The organism is Shewanella sp. 10N.286.51.B7 (assembly GCF_002873615.1).
GTDB classification, from domain to species: Bacteria; Pseudomonadota; Gammaproteobacteria; order Enterobacterales; family Shewanellaceae; genus Shewanella; species Shewanella electrodiphila.
Window position 1 is genome coordinate 45,301 of record NZ_MCUF01000031.1, and the last position, 23,096, is coordinate 68,396.

Here is a 23,096-nt window from a genome sequence, read left to right on the forward strand (position 1 = left end):
GCGCTAACTCGTTCGAATATTATCTTCTACTTTCTGCTTCATATCGACCTCAGCGTGTTGAGCAATAATCGCTGATTGCTCCATATCTGCATTGTAATGCTCTACATCAATCTCATCTTCAGAGCGGGCAATAATCGTTGTTGCAACTAAATCACCAGATACGTTAACCACTGTTCGCGCCATATCTAACACGCGGTCGATACCGGCAATAATCGCTACACCTTCTAGCGGTAAACCAACTGTGGTTAATACTAATGTTAACATCACAAGACCCGCACCAGGTACGCCAGCGGTACCTATAGACGCAAGCGTTGCGGTTAATATAATGGTGATGTAATCAACCCAAGTTAAATCAATACCAAATGCTTGAGCGACGAACAACGCCGTTACACCTTGATAAAGTGCGGTGCCATCCATGTTGATTGTCGTACCAAGCGGTAATACGAAACTTGAAATTTTCTTGTTAATCCCTAAGTTTTCGCTAGCACATTTCATACTTGCAGGTAATGTGCCCGCAGAGCTTGAAGTGGTAAATGCCACCGCCATTGCATTGCCGATGCCTTTGAAAAATTGAATCGGATTCAGTTTACCGAATGCACTTAACACTAGGCTGTAGAAACCTAAGATATGCAAAGCACAACCAACATAAACGGCAATAATCACTTTAATTAATGGCAGTAACATATCAAGGCCATACTCGCCAGCAACCCAAGCCATCAAGCCAAAGACGCCATAAGGAGCCAGCTTCATGACAAGATCAGTTAGCTTGAACATGGCTTCTGCTAAACTTTCAAATACTCGAATAGCGGGCTTACCGTGATCGCCTATCAATACCAGTGAAATACCCAAAGCAACTGCAAATACAATCACCTGTAAAATCTGACCACTTGCCAGCGCAGCTACAGGGTTAGTGGGTACGATATTAATCAAGGTGTCCATTAAGGTGGGCACTTCTTTCACTTCATTAATGATCTCACTAGTTTGTAAACCAAGTCCGGCTCCCGGCTGCATGATATTGCCAACCAATAAGCCAATGCTGATAGCAATAGAGGTTGTACCTAAATAAAATGCAAAGGATTTAAAACCAATTCGCCCCATCTTGGCGGTATCTTGCATCGAGGTAACCCCGACAATTAACGAACAAAATACTAGCGGCACAATGAGCATTTTAATGGTGTTAACAAATAAAGTACCAATCGGCTTAAGATAGCTTGCATCTTCGCCTAAGCTGACCCCAGCAATAATACCTAACACCATCCCGATAAGAATTTGTAACCATAACGGAACTGACATCCAGCGAGACCAAACTCGACTTGGCAGTGACGGAGCATGTTTTGACATGATGTAAACCTTGCAGATTGAGTAAGTGAGTTGTAATAAATTCGCGCCGAACGGCATATTGAGTTGATTTATGGCAATAATCAGCAGAATCGGCGCGGCATACTAGCACGACAATTACAATCAGATGGGTGATCTATATCATCTTACGCATCGCTAAAGCTTAATAAATAGCATTAGGCCTCGAAAATACACTCAACTCGCTCTTTTCCTACTTTTATAGGATAAAGCGCCGCAGGTGGGCGCTCTCTTTCAATCAAGTAACTCCAATAGTCATCATCAAAGCCTGCAAAAAGATTATCTTGCTCCCCACGCGCTCTTAATATTAGCCACCACCACACAATGGCCCATAACCCAAAAGTCATTAAGGTCAATGTAAAGTGCAGCACATGGTTAATTACCGGCTGTGAATTAGGAGTAGCTGCAAGATATGAAGCCTGCAATTGCTCGTTAATGGCGTAACTAATACGATTAGGATGCGCAAAGTAGCGGTATACTCTGAATTGATATTTTGATTTATTCATAGCATTCTCTCAAACCATACAAGATGAGTATTAAGCATAGCAGCTTAGACTTTAGTCGAATAAAAATGTCGTAAAAATATGCAACTCTTTCGCATCAAGGAGCCACAATGAAAATAAGAAAAGGCCAACTATCAGATTTAGCAGCATTAGTTGAATTTAACCAAGCCATGGCAATGGAGACAGAAAACTTGTCATTAGACAATGCACTGCTTACCAAGGGCGTCGACACTATGCTTAACAGCCCAGAAAAAGGCTTTTATTTAGTGGCTGAAATTGAGGGGGAAATTGTTGGCTCTTTAATGGTGACACTTGAGTGGAGTGACTGGCGCGCAACTAATTATTGTTGGATTCAGAGTGTTTATATTCGTCCACAAAATCGTCGCCAAGGGATCTATGCCAAGCTTTATCAAACTGTAAAAACCAAGGCAGCTGAAATGGGTGGTGCAGCAAGTTTCAGATTATATGTGGAGCACGATAATCTAGCTGCGCAGAAAACCTATGACTCATTAGGTATGGAGCAAAGCCACTACCTGATGTACGAAGAGCTTGCTGAAGGCTCAAAGGCATAACGTACAGCGAATAGAAATAACGCAATGAAGTGGACAATCTCGTAAACAAAAAAGGCTTTCATTTGAAAGCCTTTTTATTATTTAGAACACTAAACGAAGCAGATAAAACGGCACACATTTACGCACACAAATTAACCACTTTAATCGCTAAGCCGCCTTGGCTGGTTTCACGATATTTAACATGCATATCTTTACCAGTTTCATACATGGTAGCAATCACCTTGTCTAAGCTCACTCTCGGTTCTGAATTACGACGAAGCGCCATACGCGATGAGTTTATCGCTTTAACAGATGCAATAGCATTACGTTCAATACAAGGTACTTGAACTTGGCCTGCAACCGGATCGCAAGTTAGCCCCAAGTTATGCTCCATACCAATTTCGGCAGCCATACACACTTGTGCAGGTGAGCCGCCCATCAGTTCAGCTAAACCAGCTGCAGCCATTGAACATGCAACGCCCACTTCGCCTTGACAACCAACTTCAGCGCCAGAAATCGATGCATTGCGTTTATAAAGCGAGCCTACTGCAGCAGCGGCTAAAAAGTAACGGCTGCATTCTTTGGGTCCAACTTTTTGGATAAACTTGTTGTAGTAAGCCAGTACCGCAGGAATGATCCCAGCTGCACCATTGGTCGGTGAGGTCACAACCCTGCCACCAGCCGCATTTTCTTCACTGACCGCTAATGCAAATAAATTAACCCAGTCGATGATTTCCATCGGGTCATTGCTCACTTTTTCACTGCGAAGTAACTCTCGATGTAATGCAGGAGCGCGACGTGATACTTTCAAAGGTCCAGCTAAAACGCCTTCAGTATTACAGCCCTTTTCAATGGCATCTTGCATGGTTTTCCACACTAAACTAAAACCTGAATACATGTTTTCTTCGCTGCGAAAACATAATTCATTTTGCTTCATCAAGCCGCTGATGCTTAATCCAGACTGCTGACAATGAGCAACAAGCTCATCGGCAAAGTTAAAGTGAAACGGCACTTCAACACCATTAGAATGACTTTGGTTAAAGTCTTTTTCTTCAACAATAAAGCCGCCACCAATAGAATAGTAGGTGTTGCTATAAACACACTTATCACCACTCCATGCATGTAGCTTCATGCCATTCTCATGCAATGGCAAAGTATCAGGGTGGAATATTAATGCATCATGTGGAAAATCAACGTGGTGAATGGCATCACCAATAATGATTTCTTGGGTTTTCTCTACCTGTGCAATAAAAGGTTCAATGCTTTCAATTTCTACCGTTTCAGGTTCATTACCAGCAAGTCCCATAATAATAGCAATATCAGTATGATGACCTTTACCAGTTAAAGACAATGAGCCGTAAACATCAACGGTAAACTTAGTGATTTGTGTTAGTTGACCTTGCTCGATTAAATCATTAATAAAACAATTCGCCGCTTTCATCGGCCCAACGGTATGAGAACTAGAAGGACCAATACCAATCTTAAAGATTTCAAATGCACTAAACATAAATAAACCTCAATGCTCTACTGGCAAAGCAGCACAGCTTAAAACAAGAAAAAGAGGAGCACAGATTGCACTCCTCGAATAACCACTCACAACTAAAATGAACGGCTTAATACTGTTGATTAAAAGCGATTAGCTCATTAAACCAAATAGAATTGCCGTCATTGCTAACAGACCTGCAATCACAACAAATACGTTGCTGATACGACCACGATACGCTTTCAAAGCAGGCACTTTATGCACAGCATACATTGGCATTAGGTAAAGAATTGCCGCAATAATTGGACCACCTAACGCTTCAATCATGCCTAGAATGCTAGGGTTAATTACCGCAACAATCCAAATGCTGAAGAACATGAAGCCTAAGATGAATTTATTCAATTTTGCATCAGACACTTCTTTATTACTGCTACGTAATTGTTTAGTGATCATGCCTTTTAAGCCTTCAGTCGCACCTAAGTAATGACCAAAGAAAGAAGAGATAATCGCAATGAATGCAATGATAGGACCGAAGTAGCTAACAAAGCCGCTTGAATGAACATTGGCTAAGTAAGACAAAATAGCTAAGTTTTCACTTTTTGCTTCAGCAAGTTGTGCAGGGCTTAAAGACAATACACAAGAGAATACGAAGAGCATGACGAAACCAACAAGCATCATTGACGTGTTACGTAAAATCACGTCGGCTTTTTTGGCTGCATTGTCACCATGTTCACGTTTAAGTGACACTGAGAACTGTGAAATAGCAGGTGAATGGTTAAATGCAAACACCAGTACTGGAATAGTTAACCACACAGTACCAAGGAATTCACCAGCAGAAGGCACAACTTGTAATGCATCTAATTTCCAATCAGGGATCAGGTAGAAAGACATAAATGCAAGAATAGCCACAAGCGGATAAACTAAGAACTGGGTCACTTTCAACATGAATTTTTCACCCGCAACCATTACTGACATCATGCCAATAATCAGTACTGCAGATAAAATAATGCGTGGAGGTGAAGCAAAACCAAGCTGGTTTACGATGAAGCTATCTACCGTGTTAGTGATACCAACACCATAAATAAGCACAATAGGGAAGATAGCAAAGAAATACAGGACAGTAATGGCTTTACCTGCACTGACACCAAAATGCTCTTCAACCACTTGAGTGATATCACTACCAGGGTTTTTAGAAGAACAAACGAAGCGAGATAAACCACGATGAGCGAGGTAAGTCATAGGGCCGATGATGATTGCCATTAACACTAATGGCCAAAACCCACCCATACCAGCATTTATCGGTAAAAATAAAATACCTGCACCAACAGCGGTACCAAACAAACTAAGCATCCAAGTAGTGTCTTGGCGTGACCAGCCTTTTACTGGGGTTTGCTCTTCTTGAGCTGCAACTGCAACATCCTGCGCATTGATTGAATCTCTTTGCATAAAAATGACCTTAAATGAGGTAACTAATTTCACGGCGAAGAATATAGAATTCTAAATAGCGAAATATGATCTAGGTCATTTTTTGGCTCGACTTCCAAAAAATAATAAGCATTTTGCGAGCAAGATAGTCAACTGGTACGATCAGATAACAAAGTCATTAACAATGCTTAATATAAACATTAACAAAAGCACTAATAAAGCAACACCTAAAATAGCTGTAACTCTTATTTTATGTACGCTACAGCCACATTAAGTGATTTTTTATAAGTACGATAATACAGTTGAAATAAATATTATTGAGAATGTATATCCTTAAAAGGTTAACCCGTTCTAAGCGCTAAAATGGCACTTAAGTCAATCGGCTTATCATAGAGGGTAAAATCCGGATTCTTCTTATCGATGGCGTAAATTGACATGCGATCGGCAAGCTCATTACCTTCAATACCGATATGCGCTGCCACGTGAGCAATAGCCATGTTTTCTTTTATGCGATCATATAATTCATGGGCTTGTTGGATCACCTCCAAATTAGCAATATCTCCAGCAACTTTGCGTTTCCAACCTTTTGACTTCCAGCCGTACGCCCAGTTGGTAATACAGTTAATTGAATACTGTGAGTCACTCATTACCTTAACGCTTTGTTGTGCATTAATGCTTTTCTCAGCGACTAACAACGCTTGATATAAAGCATTTAGCTCTGCGCTGTTGTTGGTTCCGTTAGCATTATATAGCCCATACCATAACTCGCTGATTTGGCCTTGACGATAAACCGCCATACCAGAACCTGCTTTACCTGGGTTTGGCTCACAGCCGCCATCGGTAAATACGATGGTATCGTGAGTACTTAGATCGACCAGTTTAGTTTTGATCGATTCCACAGCATTACTTTTTACAGGCTTGTTATTACTGGCCGAGCCCGCTTTTGCTGTTGCTTTACCCATACTGCTAGCCGGTGATGCCGCAAATGCCGCTTTCGCTTGTGCCTCTGTAGGAAAAGACTTGTATTTCGCTTGGGGAAATTTATCTACCTGCTTTTTAGTGTAATCCCAACTGGTAAACACGCCCGTTTCTCGGCCTGCCCATACCACATAAAACTTCTTTGCCATGATGACTCTCTATATAAATCAGGTAATATGCTTAATGTGTCCAGTGTATCTTATGGCGCTATTAAAAATAACTCACCAAACAAAAAACTATGTCTGAACCTACTCATCTAGAAATTGAAACCACTATGAAGCAACTCATTATTTCCGTCGGCTCGAAAAACCCAGTTAAAGTTAACGCGGCTAAAGTGGCTTTTAGTCAATATTTTCCAGATCACAACATCATATGTCAGGGTATTCATGCGCCATCTTTAGTCGCAGATCAACCCATGACTGAGGCAGATACAAAACTAGGCGCAATAAACCGAGCCCAATATTGTCAGGCGCAACAGCAAGATGCAGATTTTTATATTGCCATGGAAGGTGGTGTAGATAATTTTGATCACGGCCCAGCCACATTTGCCTATATGGCCATTTTGCATAAGCAACAGTTGTCTGTTGGCCGAAGTGCTTTGTTGCCACTACCACTTAAAGTGTACCAGGCACTCGAGCAAGGTGAAGAGTTGGGACACGTCATGGATAGGTTGTTTAATACCAACAACATTAAACAAAAAGGCGGCGCCATTGGCTTACTCACACAAGGACTAGCCACCCGTGAGAGTATCTATACTCAAGCCATTATTCTGGCCATGGCACCTTTTATCAATGCTGATATATTCAGCAATTAACGCTTTGTCCTCATTCGTCACTTTTTTTTATTGGCAAACATTGCTAACGTCAAACTAACTGCATTCCATAGGAGATATAAATGGAATATCAACGCATTCCGCATTCTAGCCTTGATGTTAGCAAGATATGTTTAGGCACCATGACGTGGGGAGAACAAAACTCCCAAAGTGACGCTTTTGAACAAATGGATTACGCCATTAATCGCGGCGTTAACTTTATTGATACTGCTGAAATGTATCCCGTGCCTCCTAATGCTGAAAAACAGGGTGAAACTGAACGCATTATTGGTCATTACCTTTCACAGCGAGATAACCGTGACAATTTAGTCATCGCCACTAAAGTGTCAGCGGCAGGGCCTAAAAGTGACTTTATTCGCCCTAACATGGCACTAGATTGGGTTAATATTCATCAGGCTGTCGATGCCTCACTCGCACGCCTGCAAGTCGACACTATCGATTTATATCAATTGCACTGGCCTGACAGACACTGTAATTTTTTCGGTGAGTTTTTGTATGACCACTTAGATGATGAACAGCAAACCCCTATTTTAGAAACTCTTGAAGCATTAGCTGAAGTTATTCGTCAAGGCAAAGTACGCTACATAGGTGTATCCAATGAAACCCCGTGGGGATTAATGCAATACCTACGTTTAGCTGAAAAACATGGCTTACCGCGTATTGTCAGTGTGCAAAACCCTTATAACTTGCTTAATCGTAGCTTTGAATTAGGTATGTCTGAAATCAGTCATCGTGAAGAACTGCCATTACTGGCCTACTCTCCACTCGCATTTGGTGCCTTAACAGGTAAATATGAACATAACCAATGGCCAGAACAAGCAAGGTTAACCGTCTTTAAACGCTTTGCGAGATATAACGCGACGCCAATGGCACTCGAGGCAACCCAAGCTTACGTCGACTTAGCTCGTGAATTTCATTTAAGCCCAGCACAAATGTCATTGGCTTTCGTCAATTCGAGACGGTTTGTGGCTTCAAATATTATTGGCGCAACCAACCTTGAGCAACTTAAAGAAAACATAGATAGCCTTGATGTCAGTCTGACACCTGAATTGCTAGCAAGAATAAACCAGCTATCGAACCTTTATCGTATGCCCTGCCCATAAGCTAAAAGCCAGTTAAAGCTATTGTATACTTGCATTAAGCGTCACTTTCTATGAAGATCGTGACGCTTTTCTTTTTTTGGGTTAATGCCCAGTGTGATACTTCATTAATAATGAGCCTGCAATGACAATAGCGTTTGAACATGATGCGATAAGAGCCCAATTTCCTACATTAGCCCAGCAATTGGACGAAAGCCCTCTGTGCTATTTAGATACCGCAGCTACCAGTCAAAAGCCACAATCAGTCATCGATGCTATCAATCACTACTATCAATTCGACAATGCCAATGTTCATCGCGCTGCTCATCAGTTATCCGCCCGTGCGACGAAGCATTATGAAACCGTACGCGAACAAGTAAAAAGTTTTATCAATAGCGCTAAAGCTGAAGAGATCATTTTTACTCACGGCACCACTGAGTCAATCAACATGGTTGCTTATGGTATAAGTCAGCAAATTAGCGCAAATGATATTATTTTGGTGGATAGCGCTGCGCATCACGCCAATATTGTGCCTTGGCAAGAACTCGCTAAACGCACAGGCGCGACCATAAAGCCCATTCCACTGAATGACAATTTATCAATAGATCATTGCGCTTTTGAGCAACTATTAACTCTCTCGCCTAAGCTTGTCGCATTAAGTCATGTCACTAATGCCTTAGGCACAGTCAACGATGTAGCAACCTTAGTACAAAAAGCAAAATCAGCAGGTGCCATAACATTGGTTGACGGCGCACAAGCCATTGCTCATTTTGATATAGATGTTCAACAAATTGATTGCGATTTCTATGTATTCTCAGGTCATAAAATGTATGGCCCAACGGGCGTAGGCATCCTCTATGGCCGTTTCGCGCAACTTGATCAATTAGTGCCTATGCTGACCGGCGGTGAGATGATCAAAACAGTTAGCTTTACGGGTACAACATTTGGCAGTTTGCCTAATAAACTTGAAGCTGGAACACCTGCAATATCAGCAGTCATCGGTTTAGGTGCTGCAATCAGTTTTATCAATAGCCTACCTAAAGCGCAAGTCAGACAACATGAGCAATCTCTGCTGGAGTATTTACAACAGCAACTAACACAATTAGGTGACATCACCCTATATGGCGCAAACGCTAATAATACTGGTGCTATTGCATTTAATCTTGCTAATGAACACCATCAAGATGTGGGTATCTTGCTAGACCAGCAAGGTATTGCAGTTAGATGCGGGCATCACTGTGCGATGCCATTAATGGACCTTTTGGCCATAAAAGGTTGCTGTCGAGCATCCATAGGGATTTACAACAATAAGCAGGATATTGACCAATTCATTACTGCACTCGTCAATGTCAAAGCATTACTCTTATAATCAAGTAATAGATAGCATTTATGTCATCAAGTAATTGAGAGTATTTATATCATCAAGTAATTAATTGTGTTTGCAGTAATAAGACACCAATAATACCCATGAGTAAACGATCCATTTAAGAGGCTTTCCTTGAATACAAATAGCACATCTGACACCGCAATCTTACAACCTGCAGCAAGCGCTTTTTTACCATTAGATGAGAAAGTCTCACTGGCGGTTATTGCGATTGAAAATGCTAAGAATTGGCAAGATAAATATCGCCAGATCATGTTGGTAGGTAAAGTACTTGCACCATTAGCTGAAGCCTATAAAGTAGAAGCGGCTCAGGTGAAAGGTTGTGAAAGCCAAGCCTGGTTGTATCACCATCAACTTGAGTCAGCACACTTTTTTTGTGCCGACAGCGATTCACGTATAGTTAAGGGTCTTATTGCTATACTGCTAAGTGCAACCCATGGGAAGACCACCAGCGAAATTGCTAATTTCGACTTAGAACAGTATTTCACGCAATTAGGATTAAGTGGTCAACTCAGTCCATCTCGTACCAATGGGTTAACCGCACTAGCCAATGCTATTAAGCAATTTGCCGCAACATAATCAAGTTAACCATGATTACAAGCGTCTAAAAAGGAAACCACATGACAATAAGCGCTTGTAACCAAAGCCGCCGAACACTATTAAAGGGCATAGCAGCAGCCTCTTTACTATGCCCGCTTTACAGCTCATCTGTACTTGCGCAATCCAAAAAACGACTTTATATCGATGGGCTCAGTTTCTTACCCGAAAACCTTGATGATGTACGCGCCTCAAAACTCGATGCCTACATTTGCGATATTTCAGATATTGAAGCCATTACCCAAGCTGATGGTACCACCAACTATAAGCGCAGTTATAAAGCTTGTATCGCCAGTATTAAAAAGGCAGAAAAAATCGTTAATGATAACCCGACGATTTTAATGCAGGGCTTAAGTGGTCGCGATATCGCCATTGCCCGAGAAGAGCAGCGCACTGCAGTTTACTTTCAAATTCAAGGCGCTGACTGTGTTGAAGACGATAGCTTTGACGATAATGAAGGCGAAAACAGCGAGCATTGGCAGCATTTAAATGAATTCCATCAGCACGGGTTACGTGTTCTACAACTCACCCACCATTATGGCAACCGCTTTGCTGGCGGCGCGCTCGATAATGATGGTACTCAAGGATTAAATAAACCGCTGACAACAGATGGCCAGCAATTAATTAGTGCGCTAAACCAACGTAATATTTTGATTGATGTGAGTCATTCAAGCCCTCAAACAGCACTTGATACCGCAAAAGCCAGCACCATGCCTATTGTGCAAAGCCATGGCGCTGTTCGCTCTATTGTGAATAACGCTCGCTGCTCACCCGATGAAGTCATTCGAGCGATTGCCGATACAGGTGGTGTGTTTGGGGTATTCATGATGAGTTTTTGGCTCACAAATGAGCCTGTACCCACTCTTGATGATTACATTCGTCAACTTGATAGAGTCGCCAGAATTGGTGGCGTAAACGCTGTAGCCATCGCCAATGATTACCCTCTACGAGGTCAAGAGAACTTATTAGCATTAGATAATAACAATGCAGAAGGCGTTAAACAGTATCACGCTTGGTGGCAAAGTTTAGCTGAAAAGAATGTCTTGGGCTTTGAAAGTCTACCGCAACATGTGGTTATTCCTGAACTCAACAATATCGATAGAATGAGCCGTATTGATGATGCGTTAGCAAAAGCGCGCTATAAATCGAGCGATCGAGACCGCTTCTTAGGTGGCAACTGGCAAAGAGTGTTAAATCAAGTACTGGTTTAACCCTATGCTTTTTCAACAAAAAATTAAATCTACATTGTTTAATTGCTAAAAATTAAGTAATAAAAAAGGAAGGCTCAGCCTTCCTTTTTAGTTTTTTAAACCTACAAATTAACTAAGCTTGTAAAAGCGCGTTAACTCGTTGACCATAATCTGCGTCTGCTTGAGTAAAGTGCGCAACCATTTTCTGTTGTACATCTGCAGTCACTTGACTCAACGTTCCAGCAATAGTTTCAACTAAACGTTGCTTCTCTTCTTCACTGAAAATACGGTACAGGTTACCCGCTTGCGTATAATCATCTTGGTCGTAACGGCTATATCTGTCAGCTTCGCCATCAAGTCTTAACGGTGGCTCTGCAAATTGACTCGTATCTTTAAGACCACCATCTACCGTATTAGGGCCATAGTTTGCGCTTGAATCAGCACCGGTTTGCGAGCCATTGTAAGGACATTGAGTCCCAGCCATTGCACCAGCACGTTGATGATGATTGGCTTTAGCTGCGTGCGGACAGTTCACAGGTAACTGATTGTAGTTAGTCCCGATACGGTAACGCTGAGCATCTGCATACGAGAACAAACGTGCTTGAAGCATTTTATCTGGCGATGCGCCCACACCTGGTACAAAGTTACTTGGTGCTAGGGCAACTTGCTCAACTTCAGCAAAATAGTTTTCAGGCATGCGATTCAATTCTAGTTCACCAATTTCAATCAGTGGGTAATCAGAATGCGGCCAAACTTTAGTTAAATCAAATGGGTTGATAGCATACGTATTCGCTTCTGCTTCAGGCATGATTTGCACATTCACTGTCCATTTAGGAAAATTACTATCCGCAATGGCTGCAACCATGTCGCGCTGTGATGAATCAGGATCAATGCCTTTTAGCACGTCGGCTTGTTCACCAGTTAAGTTCACTACACCTTGCTGTGATTTAAAATGGAACTTAACCCAGAAACGTTCACCTTTTGCATTCCAGAAAGAGAATGTATGCGAACCGTAACCATGCATTTGACGATAGTTAGCTGGGATACCACGGTCTGACATTAAAATTGTCACTTGATGCATGGCTTCAGGGTTTAATGACCAGAAATCCCACATCGCTTGAGGATCTTTTAAATTGGTTTGCGGGTTGCGCTTTTGAGTATGAATGAAATCAGGGAACTTGATCCCGTCTCTTAAAAAGAAAGTCGGTGTATTATTACCAACAATGTCATGGTTACCCTGCTTAGTATAAAAACGCAGACCAAAACCACGAGGATCACGCTCAGCATCTGCGCTACCCATTTCTCCACCTACTGTAGAGAAACGAATAAACGTCTCAGTCTCTTTACCTACGCCGTTAAAATGTTCTGCAATGGTGTAATCACTAAGATCTTTGGTTAAGGTAAATTTACCGTAAACACCTGTACCTTTTGCATGTACGATACGCTCAGGGATCCTTTCGCGGTTAAAATGAGCAAGCTTTTCAATTAAATGCCAATCTTGCAGTAATAGCGGCCCGCGTTCACCAGCAGACAGAGAGTTTTGATCGTCGGCAATTGGAGCGCCATTCTGGCTTGTTAAGTAGTTATTGTTCATTTTATTTACCTTTAAATTATTCAGCTAGTAACCATTGTTCAATTAAATCAAATACTGTTGCCACGATATCTCTCCTGGCTGTGTTTCATTGAATTCATAATACCAATCGAAGATTAAATGTAAAAACGATTAAATCTGATTACCTTGATTGATAAATACGATTAAACAAATAAAAAAAGAGCGATGCATTGCATCACTCTTTTTATAATATTGTACGACTTAATAGCTGAGTTTGATCTAAAACAACAATAAATGTAAGTTATGTATCAATACTTTACAGGCTGGTAACTTAATAAGTTATCTCTTAAAATGCAGCCGCATAATAATTTAACCAGCGTAACCCAATAGCCTTTCTAATTGTCTACAGGCTTGGACGGCTCACGATATAGTTTAACTAAATAGTATGCATCTATAAGTACAATAAAAAAGTTAACTAAGGCAACAGGGATTGCGTCAATAGCCAATCCATAGGCTACAAATAGTGCAGCACCAATTAAATTCCACCAGCGAAGTTTTTTGATGTTAGACATCATCAACGAAATCGCGACCACGACAGAAGCGAGGTAGCCTACCCATTCCCAAATTGTTGCAGCTTCCATTCATCATCCTTCTTTAAAAGCATCATATTGTCAGTGTAGTTAATTTTAATCATTCACACAGGTTCAAGTTTCGACAGTTATGTTTATTTAGTTGATTTACGTGCTACTACGGCTGCTGTCATTCTCGAAATACAACACAATTCACCAGCGCTGTTAGTTATAAGCACTTCCCAGACTGAGCTTCTTTTGCCTATGTGTACCGGCTTAGTTGTGGCAATTAATTCGCCTTTACGCGATGCTTTTAAGTGATTAGCATTGATTTCTTGACCAACACAGTAAAAGTTTTCGAAGTCGACAACAAAGTTAGCTGCGTAACTGGCAACAGTTTCAGCAAGTGCGACATTGGCACCACCATGAACAATACCAAGAGGGTTATGTACTGAAGGATCGGCAGGCATTGTTGCCACCATATAATCATCACCAATTTCAGTCACTTTAATCCCTAGTGTTTTCATCAAGGTACCCTTTCCATGCATCCCGATATCCATTTTGGCACAATCTTCTAATGTAACTTCTCTAAACCAAATACTCATGACATCCATCCAAAGTAATAAATTATCATTAGTCTACTGATTAGCCTTTTAATATCAAAGCATTTACAAAAAATGCTTATATATAAAAAGGGATGGCAAGCCATCCCTTTCTTTCATTTTCACTCTATTTACATAGAATTATTGAAACATTAAAAAACTGCAACAATAGGATCTGAGCATAAGCTAGACTCTGTTTCACATATTTTATAAGTCACTTCTGCTGGCGCGTCAGTGAAACGATCTCGGAAGCGACCATCATTAGACGTTGTAGACACCATGACATCATCACGATAGATAGCGACATCTTCACCCACTGCACCACTCCAAGTTAAATCGACTAGCGCACTACCTCGGCGAGACTTCATTGTGCGTGTAACTGCTGCATCAATTGAATATTCAAATACTTCAACATCCATAGAAACAGTATCAGTCTGCGATTCGCTATCAGTCACAACAAGAGAAACAGTATACGTTCCACCAGCTGCATACATATAAGCAGGAGAGACATCTGAAGACATATTGCCATCACCAAAATCCCACTCGTAACTGACAATATCATCGTTAATATCTGAACTAGTATTGGTGAAAGTCACCATTAATCCATCAACATCATAATCAAAACTTGCCAGAGGCGCTGCTGGTGCTGCTTCACCTAGCGCAGAAATATCGAGTCCCCAGCTATTAAGTGCACCGGTATCGCCACCAGCATTATCTGAAATTGACAGGGTCCACGTACCAGCAGCAACTTCACCATCAAACTCAGATAAACTCCAAGTCTGAACTAAGTCATCAGTATTACCGCCAGCACGATCGTGTAACACTGCCTCTGTACCATTTGGTGAGGTTAAGGTTACGATTAGATCACCGATCCAAGTATGTGAAATATCGACATTAACTGCTAAATCAAAGATTTGAACAGGGTCAGCGATTTCAATCGTACTTGTGATAGTGGTATTGTCTGAAATATCAACTGGCGTATCATTACCGTAAGTAAAGTCATTTAATCCAGCCGGATATACTGTCAACGCAACAGCTTTATCTTTGACTGTCATACCGTCATCGGCAGATACGGTCAATACATAATTGCCCCAAGCAGCATCGTCTAATGTCGCCACATCGAGGGTAAAATTATCACCAGCCATTGCGGTGGCGGTTGATAAACTGACACCATCTAACGCTGGAGAAGCCGATACAGTTAAACTCACTTGATCATCCCAACCAGCAATACTGCCAACAGAGAAGTCATAGCTAACAGCACTACCCGCTTCTACCGACTGCGAACTTGGCGAAGCTGATAAATTAAATGAAGGATCAGGATCTGCTGCATCTAAAGCATTTGCGACATTCAATCGGGTACCTGCAACAGTTAAGCCCGTTAAACCAGCATTAACTTCACCTGAATCCATTAATAGCTGCTTCATTTCAACAGCGCCAATATCAGGTGCAACAGACCAAACTAATGCTGCAGCCCCGGCGACATGTGGCGTTGCCATAGAAGTGCCTGAAATAGTACCATAACTATCATTAGGGAAAGTTGATAAAATCGATGTGCCTGGCGCCCCCATATCAACACTTGTAAGGCCCCATTGTGAAAAGTCCGACATTGCATCATTTCTATCAGTACTCGCAATAGAAAGTACAACATCTGAGTCATAACTTGATGGATAATGTGGATTAACATCATTATCTATGGCGTCATTACCCGCTGCAGCAACAAATAAGATGCCTTGATCACCTGCCGATTCAATGGAATCTTTAAGTGCTTGGCTAAATCCACCGCCACCCCATGAGTTGTTTGTCGCTTTAACATCAACACCATGATTAACTTTTAAGTTAGTAAAATAATCAATACACGCTATGGCGTCTTCAGTACTCCCCGTTCCACCATCTGATAGGAACTTACAACCAATCATAGTGACGTCCCAGTTAACGCCCACTACACCAACACCATTATTACCAGTCGCACCTATAGTGCCCGCCACGTGAGTACCATGGCCATTGCCGTCCATAGGATCACCAGTACCTGTTGTAGGGTTATAGCCATGAATGTCATCGATTACGCCATTGCCATCGTCATCAATGCCGTTTCCTGCAATTTCACCTGGGTTTACCCACATATTGGCAACGAGATCAGGATGGTTATAGTCAACACCAGTATCAATCACACCAATCACCACGTTACTACTGCCCGTGGTGATGTCCCAAGCAGCCACTGCATCAATGTCAGCTCCAGAGGTTCCTCCTGATTGGCCTGTATTATGTAAGCCCCACATATCAACAAAACTAGGATCATCTGGCATTCCTAGTGCTCTATATGTGTAGTTAGGCTCAGCATATTTAACCGCAGGGTGTTTACTGATCATTTTAATCGCGGCATCTAAATCACTGCCACTTTTTAACTCAAGTTTTGCAAGACGACCTGATAATAAATGTTGAAATTTATCATCAATACCATCTAAATTCTTATCGGTTAACGTACCGTTCACTAAACGCTGTGCTGAAAGTCTTTCGAATTTAGTGACATTATCTTTATAAACCACAAGAATTTGATCTTTCTTGTATTCAACTTTGTTTTTAGCGATTGCAGGGGCAACATTTAGTGCCATAGTAGAAGCAATTGCAATTGCAATTGGAGTCATTGTTTTTATCATTTCTGGCTTTCCTATATTCCATTATTAATTCCCAGAACCGGTACCTCAACACTGGTAGCTTTTCCATTAGCCTATTAAGCGAGTTGGTTTTCCACGAAGTGAAACCCGGAATTGTTGTAGCCTTTTGATTGTTGTCATAATGAAAGCAGAATAAAAGTAGCTAAACCTTAAATAGTAATAAACTACTAATCCTATTAGTGTAAGTAATTCGCCTACAAACGAAAAACAACAACACAAAACCATATATAACAACAACTTAAAACTTTGTAGTACGAAAGTTCTCTTGTTAAAAACCCTCAAAAATATAGCCATTCTTCCGATTGAGATAACTCTCTTCAATCCGTAAGTTAACTCTGTAACTTGTCAAATCAGCTAAAGGATGCGGTTTAGTAATCAAATACGTCAGCAAAGAATTAAACCGATAAAGAGATATCGAATAAGCAATTTCTTAGGTTTATATTTTGATTATTAATGCCCTAGCTAATTCATATTGATGAACGTCAATAACAAGTTTACTTACTTGCTCACCTTCAAATATCAGATAATCAACATTGGCTTTTTTAAGCCTGATTTGTTTGTATTTAGAAGGCGAATTTCAATATTGAAAGATAGTAAAACAGCTATCAACTCACTCAATATCCTTACAGGGAGCGTCAAATGAAGTCGCAAACAAAGTTATCGTTAATCTCACTCGCCATCGCTACTAGCCTCGCTTTACCCGTTTCAGCTACAGGATTATCACTGCCTGGTGTTGCATCCGTTGAAAAATCAGCAGAAGTTGCAGCTGCTGTTAATAACCAATCAACCGTAGAGCAAAATGGCCTAGGTCAGGATACGTCAGTATCACAGTCAGGTTCACGCCATGTGGCTGAAGTCACCCAAAACGGAAATGATCAAATAGCTGAGGTTGTTCAATCTGGTGATTGGCAAGAGTCATATATAACTTCTGCAGGTGATGGGAATCTTGTTACGACTAACCAAGTAGATGATTGGCATATTTCTAATGTCGCTATTACCGGTAATGATAACCAAGCGACCGTGAATCAATCAGGTTTTTGGAATACCAGTGAAACTACTGCACTCGGTAACGAAAACATCGCTGACACTATGCAAGATGGATTTCAGAACAACAGCATCATTCAACATGTAGGTGATAGTAACCTTACGCAATCCACACAATATGGTTCAGCTAACTTAGCAGTATTCCGTGTTGATGGTAATGGTAACGAAGGTGTCATCACTCAAGATGGTAATAATAACCAAGCAGGACTTGTCGCACCGGGTGCTACAGCCAATGTAGGTAATGACAATGTCTTATTCGTTGACCAATCAGGTGACGAAAACTTTGGTGCAGCCATTGGCGTATACGGCGACAGCAATAACATTGAAATCAATCAATCTGGTTATGCTAATACAGGGGTTGTGGCTAGCCTTACAGGTAATAGTAACGACATCGTTATCGACCAATCAGGTGATGTAAACAGCGCTGTGATTGAATTTGCAACTGGCGATGGCAATGAAGTCTATATCTACCAAGATGGTACAGATAACCAAGTAGGTGATGCTAACATCGCTGTCATTTCTGGTAATGACAATGTCATCGATATCGATCAAGCTGGTATGTCTAATTTAACAGAATTTGAAACCAGCGGAGATGAAAATACCGTCACAGTATTACAGGATGGTGAATCAAACTATGTCGCATCAGGGACTTATGGCTTTGGCAATGAGGTCAGCGTTAGCTCTGAAGGCATGAACAATGAAGTCGCAGTGTTTGTTAATTTAGATGACAATATGGTGACAGTTGATCAGACAGGCGATACTAACTTTGCTTATGTAGATACTATTGGATTTGAAAATGAAGTGACTACTGAGCAAGTAGGTTCAGATAACGAAGCGAGCTTGACTAATATCGGTATTGCTCAAGTTATCGATATTGCTCAAGACGGTGAATTTAACCTCACTGACGTAGTTGCTTTTGGCGATGAACACGTCGTTGATATTACTCAACAAGGTGACGGAAACTGGATTGGCGGTGATGAAGGTTACTTCTCAGTCGATGGTTACAGCAATAACTTAACTATCTCGCAAATGGGTAATGATAACCTAGTCATTGGCTCACAAATCGGCGAAAACGGCATGATTAATGTTTCTCAAACCGGTGATTTCAATACTGCGACTGTATATCAAAATTAATATTCGAGTATTGACAACATAAAACAAAAAAGGGAGCTATATGCTCCCTTTTGTTTTGATTTAATCTATAAATTACGCAAATTCAAAGTGGGCTTGATAAGTTTGTGCCCAACGTAATAACTCAACTCTATTTCGCGACTGAGTTTTACGAAAAATAGAAGAAATATGTGCTTTAACTGTGTGCTCGCTAATACATAAGCGATGGGCTATCTCTTTATTTCTCGCACCACTAGACACAAGTTGGATAATCGTTCTTTCGCGACTAGTTAGCATCTGAAGCATGGCAACTGTATCTGGTGGAATCTCCGTATTAGCATCTAACTTTTGTACTAATCTACGGAAAATTTTACTGATTAACGGCCTGTCATACCAAAGTTCATCAGCTACCATTTTACGCAGCCCTGTCAACATCAAGTCCATACGTTGATCGGAGTAGAGTAGCCCTCTTACGCCCAGTAATAACGCTGACTCTTGATCTAAGGAGCCTCGCTCAACTTGATATAAAGCAACTGGCACATGGTTAACCAAACGAGACACAAGTAAAGGTATCCCTTTACTGTCCAAAGCAGCGCCCTTTTGCGCCACCAAATAAAAACTGTTGGAATTTTTTTCTACTTCCAAATCACTAGCATGTTTAACTATCCTGGTTTTAAGACCTATTGATTCCGCAAGAATGGCCAAATTACATGGCGCTGCAACTTGGTGTAAGAAAACTAATTCATCAATATTTGAGCTCATCACTTTTCTCCCTGAAAAGCATCCCTAACATCCCGATCTAACGGGTTTCTTCCTGAATTTCGATAACAAAATAGTAACAATACTCAATCATAGTATATTTTAACTAGTTAATATGGTTTTTTTGTCATACTAACGCATTAAATAAAACGATAAGTCCTTCTAATACCCTCTATTAATAGCATAAAAAAACTTAACTTCATGCTACAAAAAGCATAAAACACTAATTTTTATTTTTTATCAGTGATGCTAACTGTTTATTATGCAATCGAGTAAGCACTACTAAAGCACTAATACCTCCTAATAAGGCCATCAACATGTCAGATTGAGTATCCCAGACGTAACCTTGAGTACCTAAAAATGCTTCTGCATCTTCACCTGTTCCAATAGCAACCCACCACTCGATTAATTCGTAAAAAGCTGAAAATGCCAGAACGAAACATACAGACAAAAACTGACACCAATACCCGGGTTGTAGTACTTGGTTTCTTAGCATGACCTCACGAGCTAAAATGACAGGAATAAACCCTTGAGCTAAATGGCCTATTTTGTCGTAATTATTTCTATCGCTCCCCATCCACTGCGCTATCCAATCAAATAAAGGCACTTCTGCATAGGTGTACTTAGCTCCAACGAGTAACACACAGCAATGAATGAGTATTAAAACATAGGAAAGTGGTGTTAACGGAAACCGATCACGTGTGAAAAATAAGATAGGAATTGCCAATAAAGCAGGTAATGCTTCTAACCACCATGTAAACATATCTTTAGGCGAAATGACTGACCAAACTAAAACTGCGCAATATATAACTATCCATATAACTTTCTTATTCAAACTAAATCCCTCTTAGATGATATTGTTCTAGAATTAGAATATTAACTTTAGCCATCTAGCCCTCTACAAGCGTTAAAAAAAATGCTACTTTGGTCGGGCGTTTATATCAGCATAACATAAGCATAACTATTGATAAGAGGGTACCCATATCATGGCGAAACACTCGCTTGACAAGGATAAGATAAAAATCCTGCTGTTGGAGGGCGTCCACCAAACTGCGGTCGATGTACTTGAGCGTGCAGGTTACACAAACATTGAATACCATAAAGCATCTTTACCTGAAGATGAGTTGCTGCAATCCATTAAGGATGCGCACTTTGTTGGTTTGCGTTCCCGTACTCAATTAACTGCAGACGTGTTAAATCATGCTGAAAAACTCGTCGCCATTGGTTGTTTCTGTATTGGCACAAACCAAGTTGATATCGCCACTGCTGAAAAGCTCGGTGTACCGGTATTTAATGCGCCTTTTTCTAATACCCGCAGTGTTGCAGAGTTAGTCTTAGGTGAAATCATCATGCTAATGCGCGGTATTCCTCAGCGAAATGCTCATGCCCATCGTGGTGGCTGGCTTAAAAGTGCCAGTGGCAGCTATGAGGTCCGTGGGAAAACCCTTGGTGTTATTGGTTACGGCCATATTGGTACTCAACTTGGTATTTTAGCTGAGACCTTAGGTATGCGAGTGGTTTTCTACGATATTGAAGATAAGCTACCCCTAGGCAACGCAAGCCAAATTCATTCGTTAGAAACGTTATTAGGTGAAGCTGATGTGATCAGTTTGCATGTCCCTGAAACGCCTCAAACAAAAGATATGTTTGGTGAAAAAGAGTTTGCTCAAATGCGCGAGAAAAGTATTTTCATTAATGCATCTCGTGGCACTGTGGTTGATATCGACGCACTATCAAATGCATTGAAATCAGGTCACCTTGCTGGCGCAGCTATCGATGTATTTCCAGTCGAGCCAAAATCAAATGATGACGAATTTATCAGCCCGTTACGCGGCCAAGATAATGTCATCATTACCCCGCATATTGGTGGCAGTACAGCTGAAGCACAAGAGAATATCGGCATTGAAGTTGCTGGCAAGCTAGCCAAATATTCAGATAATGGTTCAACGGTTTCTGCAGTTAATTTCCCAGAAGTTTCTTTACCGCAACACAAAGGCACTTCGCGTTTACTGCACATTCACCATAACCGACCTGGTGTATTGATTAAAATTAACCAAGCCTTCTCTGAAAAAGGCATTAACATTGCTGCACAATACCTGCAAACAACTGCAGAGATTGGTTATGTAGTAATGGAAGTTGATTCGAATCAAGCAGAACAAGCCTTAGGCGAGTTAAAAGCAATTGAAGGTACGATTCGTACTCGCGTTTTATTTTAACCACCAGTGTTAATTTGACGTACTTTTAGTTGTACAGGTGAACTGTGAAATAAAGCTATCTTCATTCAATTGGAGATAGCTTTTTCTTTTGAGCGTTAATGATTTCCGTTACACTCAATCCATATATCTGTTGGTCATCTTAGGAATTAGTTTATGACACTTGCAACGACTCTGCCTGATTGGGATTTTTTACATACCTCTCCTGACTTATTAGTCGCCAATCTTACTCATTTAGGCTTAATTGAAATAACCGGTGAACAGGGCAAAACCTTTATTCACGGTCAAGTGACGACTGACATCATGTCATTACAGGATGATCAATGGCGTTGGGGGGCACATTGCGATGCGAAAGGTAAAATGCTTTCAAGCTTTAGAACCTTTTCAATTGCTGAGCAGCTATTTGCCCTATTACCTGCTTCAGTCCTGCCTCTGAGCTTAGCGCAATGGCAAAAATATGCCGTTTTCAGTAAAGCTGAATTAATTGATGTTACCGCTGATAAAATCATCCTGGGTTTGGCAGGGAAAAAAGCGGCAGCATTTATTGCCCAGCAATTTGGTGACATCACAGCTGAATTAACCACAGTTGCAGATACTATTATCCTTAAAGATGGTGAACGTTTCATTGTTATCACAGAAGCCGTAAAAGCCCATGAGTTAGTTGCAGCTTCAGAACAAATTTTACAAGAGGCTGCAACTTGGCAAGCTCTTGAAATCAAGTCAGGTTATGCCAATATTGATGCGAACCACAGTGGCGAATTTGTTCCTCAAATGTGTAATGTACAAGCCGTCAACGGTATCAGCTTTGAAAAAGGCTGTTACATGGGGCAAGAAACAATCGCAAGAATGAAGTATCGCGGCGGTAATAAGCGTGCTTTATATATCCTTACCGGAACCGCATCAGAAACAGTTAGCAGCGAAACTCAAATTGAAATTGCTGATGAAGACGGATTTCGTCGTGCAGGTAAAGTCATTGAGTCAGTACAGCATGAAGGTAAAGTCTTACTCACTGCGGTTCTTGCTAACGACACAGAAAATGATGCAAAACTGCGTATTAAAGAAGATGAAACAAGTGAGCTCAGTGTTATTGCACTGCCTTACTCGTTGGAAGATTAATCATTTATCTTGGTACAGTAGTAAAGCAAAAAAGGATAAATACATTAAGTATTTATCCTTTTTTATATAATAAGATATTAA

At 40.9% G+C, this 23,096-nt stretch carries 20 protein-coding genes; 9 read left to right on the forward strand and 11 right to left on the reverse strand.

The genetic code is table 11. The features are described 5' to 3' along the window. Nucleotides 1-3: 3 nt before the first annotated feature. Nucleotides 4-1,341: a dicarboxylate/amino acid:cation symporter gene (locus BCU84_RS09335; protein WP_102527824.1), complete on the reverse strand. Its 1,338-nt coding sequence runs from the start codon at nt 1,339-1,341 to the stop codon at nt 4-6. Between the two features lie 173 nt (nt 1,342-1,514). Next, nucleotides 1,515-1,862 (reverse strand): hypothetical protein, encoded by a 348-nt coding sequence (locus BCU84_RS20990; RefSeq protein ID WP_241906404.1) that lies wholly within the window; start codon nt 1,860-1,862, stop codon nt 1,515-1,517. 107 nt (nt 1,863-1,969) lie between these two features. Between BCU84_RS20990 and BCU84_RS09345 the strand changes: the two genes are divergently transcribed. Next, the gene (locus BCU84_RS09345; RefSeq protein WP_102527825.1) at nt 1,970-2,431 is read left to right on the forward strand and encodes a GNAT family N-acetyltransferase; all 462 of its coding nucleotides are present in this window, start codon (nt 1,970-1,972) and stop codon (nt 2,429-2,431) included. A gap of 118 nt (nt 2,432-2,549) precedes the next feature. Here the strand turns inward: BCU84_RS09345 and BCU84_RS09350 are convergent, their stop codons facing one another. The 3 genes from BCU84_RS09350 to BCU84_RS09360 form a co-directional block, all read right to left on the reverse strand. Next, entirely contained in the window at nt 2,550-3,917 is a 1,368-nt protein-coding gene (locus BCU84_RS09350) for an L-serine ammonia-lyase (RefSeq protein WP_102527826.1), read from the reverse strand. A 129-nt stretch (nt 3,918-4,046) separates the two neighbouring features. After that, entirely contained in the window at nt 4,047-5,339 is a 1,293-nt protein-coding gene (locus BCU84_RS09355) for a serine/threonine transporter (RefSeq protein WP_102527827.1), read from the reverse strand. Between the two features lie 320 nt (nt 5,340-5,659). Then, nucleotides 5,660-6,445, reverse strand: a complete 786-nt coding sequence (locus BCU84_RS09360; RefSeq protein ID WP_102527828.1) for a ribonuclease H family protein — start codon at nt 6,443-6,445, stop codon at nt 5,660-5,662. Between the two features lie 125 nt (nt 6,446-6,570). On the opposite strand from BCU84_RS09360, the gene yjjX reads away from it, so the two are divergent. From yjjX to BCU84_RS09385, 5 genes are all read left to right on the forward strand, one after another. Then, the gene (gene yjjX, locus BCU84_RS09365; protein ID WP_102527842.1) at nt 6,571-7,110 is read left to right on the forward strand and encodes an inosine/xanthosine triphosphatase; all 540 of its coding nucleotides are present in this window, start codon (nt 6,571-6,573) and stop codon (nt 7,108-7,110) included. An 80-nt stretch (nt 7,111-7,190) separates the two neighbouring features. Then, entirely contained in the window at nt 7,191-8,231 is a 1,041-nt protein-coding gene (locus BCU84_RS09370) for an NADP(H)-dependent aldo-keto reductase (RefSeq protein ID WP_102527829.1), read from the forward strand. 121 nt (nt 8,232-8,352) lie between these two features. Further along, nucleotides 8,353-9,576, forward strand: coding sequence for a cysteine desulfurase (locus tag BCU84_RS09375; RefSeq protein ID WP_102527830.1), 1,224 nt, complete (start codon nt 8,353-8,355; stop codon nt 9,574-9,576). A 210-nt stretch (nt 9,577-9,786) separates the two neighbouring features. After that, nucleotides 9,787-10,170: a SufE family protein gene (locus BCU84_RS09380; RefSeq protein WP_229368577.1), complete on the forward strand. Its 384-nt coding sequence runs from the start codon at nt 9,787-9,789 to the stop codon at nt 10,168-10,170. 41 nt (nt 10,171-10,211) lie between these two features. Further along, on the forward strand, nt 10,212-11,399 hold the full coding sequence (locus BCU84_RS09385) for a membrane dipeptidase (RefSeq protein ID WP_102527831.1): 1,188 nt from the start codon (nt 10,212-10,214) through the stop codon (nt 11,397-11,399). Nucleotides 11,400-11,511: 112 nt separating this feature from the next. Here the strand turns inward: BCU84_RS09385 and katB are convergent, their stop codons facing one another. The 4 genes from katB to BCU84_RS09405 form a co-directional block, all read right to left on the reverse strand. Continuing rightward, the gene (gene katB, locus BCU84_RS09390) at nt 11,512-12,972 is read right to left on the reverse strand and encodes a catalase KatB (protein WP_102527832.1); all 1,461 of its coding nucleotides are present in this window, start codon (nt 12,970-12,972) and stop codon (nt 11,512-11,514) included. A gap of 353 nt (nt 12,973-13,325) precedes the next feature. Further along, entirely contained in the window at nt 13,326-13,571 is a 246-nt protein-coding gene (locus tag BCU84_RS09395) for a YgjV family protein (protein WP_102527833.1), read from the reverse strand. Nucleotides 13,572-13,654: 83 nt separating this feature from the next. Beyond that, a complete protein-coding gene (locus BCU84_RS09400; protein ID WP_102527834.1) occupies nt 13,655-14,104 on the reverse strand; it encodes a PaaI family thioesterase in 450 nt (149 codons plus the stop codon). 149 nt (nt 14,105-14,253) lie between these two features. Further along, a complete protein-coding gene (locus BCU84_RS09405) occupies nt 14,254-16,755 on the reverse strand; it encodes a S8 family serine peptidase (RefSeq protein WP_102527835.1) in 2,502 nt (833 codons plus the stop codon). A 657-nt stretch (nt 16,756-17,412) separates the two neighbouring features. On the opposite strand from BCU84_RS09405, the gene BCU84_RS09410 reads away from it, so the two are divergent. Beyond that, complete coding sequence (locus BCU84_RS09410; protein ID WP_102527836.1) at nt 17,413-18,951, forward strand: curlin; 1,539 nt, start codon at nt 17,413-17,415, stop codon at nt 18,949-18,951. A gap of 72 nt (nt 18,952-19,023) precedes the next feature. Here BCU84_RS09410 and BCU84_RS09415 read toward each other — a convergent pair whose 3' ends face one another. Together BCU84_RS09415 and BCU84_RS09420 are read right to left on the reverse strand one after the other, a co-directional pair. Further along, nucleotides 19,024-19,689, reverse strand: a complete 666-nt coding sequence (locus tag BCU84_RS09415) for a response regulator transcription factor (RefSeq protein WP_102527837.1) — start codon at nt 19,687-19,689, stop codon at nt 19,024-19,026. Between the two features lie 220 nt (nt 19,690-19,909). Next, nucleotides 19,910-20,521, reverse strand: a complete 612-nt coding sequence (locus BCU84_RS09420) for a DUF2238 domain-containing protein (protein WP_102527838.1) — start codon at nt 20,519-20,521, stop codon at nt 19,910-19,912. Nucleotides 20,522-20,672: 151 nt separating this feature from the next. Between BCU84_RS09420 and serA the strand changes: the two genes are divergently transcribed. Further along, on the forward strand, nt 20,673-21,902 hold the full coding sequence (serA, locus tag BCU84_RS09425; RefSeq protein ID WP_102527839.1) for a phosphoglycerate dehydrogenase: 1,230 nt from the start codon (nt 20,673-20,675) through the stop codon (nt 21,900-21,902). A 153-nt stretch (nt 21,903-22,055) separates the two neighbouring features. Further along, a complete protein-coding gene (gene ygfZ, locus BCU84_RS09430; RefSeq protein WP_102527840.1) occupies nt 22,056-23,015 on the forward strand; it encodes a tRNA-modifying protein YgfZ in 960 nt (319 codons plus the stop codon). Nucleotides 23,016-23,096: the final 81 nt, after the last annotated feature.

Coding starts and splice junctions, on each gene's coding strand:
- BCU84_RS09335 (WP_102527824.1), bottom strand. CDS start 1,341: ATGTCAAAACATGCTCCGTCACTGCCAAGTCGAGTTTGGTCTCGCTGG.
- BCU84_RS20990 (WP_241906404.1), bottom strand. CDS start 1,862: ATGAATAAATCAAAATATCAATTCAGAGTATACCGCTACTTTGCGCAT.
- BCU84_RS09345 (WP_102527825.1), top strand. CDS start 1,970: ATGAAAATAAGAAAAGGCCAACTATCAGATTTAGCAGCATTAGTTGAA.
- BCU84_RS09350 (WP_102527826.1), bottom strand. CDS start 3,917: ATGTTTAGTGCATTTGAAATCTTTAAGATTGGTATTGGTCCTTCTAGT.
- BCU84_RS09355 (WP_102527827.1), bottom strand. CDS start 5,339: ATGCAAAGAGATTCAATCAATGCGCAGGATGTTGCAGTTGCAGCTCAA.
- BCU84_RS09360 (WP_102527828.1), bottom strand. CDS start 6,445: ATGGCAAAGAAGTTTTATGTGGTATGGGCAGGCCGAGAAACGGGCGTG.
- yjjX (WP_102527842.1), top strand. CDS start 6,571: ATGAAGCAACTCATTATTTCCGTCGGCTCGAAAAACCCAGTTAAAGTT.
- BCU84_RS09370 (WP_102527829.1), top strand. CDS start 7,191: ATGGAATATCAACGCATTCCGCATTCTAGCCTTGATGTTAGCAAGATA.
- BCU84_RS09375 (WP_102527830.1), top strand. CDS start 8,353: ATGACAATAGCGTTTGAACATGATGCGATAAGAGCCCAATTTCCTACA.
- BCU84_RS09385 (WP_102527831.1), top strand. CDS start 10,212: ATGACAATAAGCGCTTGTAACCAAAGCCGCCGAACACTATTAAAGGGC.
- katB (WP_102527832.1), bottom strand. CDS start 12,972: ATGAACAATAACTACTTAACAAGCCAGAATGGCGCTCCAATTGCCGAC.
- BCU84_RS09395 (WP_102527833.1), bottom strand. CDS start 13,571: ATGGAAGCTGCAACAATTTGGGAATGGGTAGGCTACCTCGCTTCTGTC.
- BCU84_RS09400 (WP_102527834.1), bottom strand. CDS start 14,104: ATGAGTATTTGGTTTAGAGAAGTTACATTAGAAGATTGTGCCAAAATG.
- BCU84_RS09405 (WP_102527835.1), bottom strand. CDS start 16,755: ATGATAAAAACAATGACTCCAATTGCAATTGCAATTGCTTCTACTATG.
- BCU84_RS09410 (WP_102527836.1), top strand. CDS start 17,413: ATGAAGTCGCAAACAAAGTTATCGTTAATCTCACTCGCCATCGCTACT.
- BCU84_RS09415 (WP_102527837.1), bottom strand. CDS start 19,689: ATGAGCTCAAATATTGATGAATTAGTTTTCTTACACCAAGTTGCAGCG.
- serA (WP_102527839.1), top strand. CDS start 20,673: ATGGCGAAACACTCGCTTGACAAGGATAAGATAAAAATCCTGCTGTTG.
- ygfZ (WP_102527840.1), top strand. CDS start 22,056: ATGACACTTGCAACGACTCTGCCTGATTGGGATTTTTTACATACCTCT.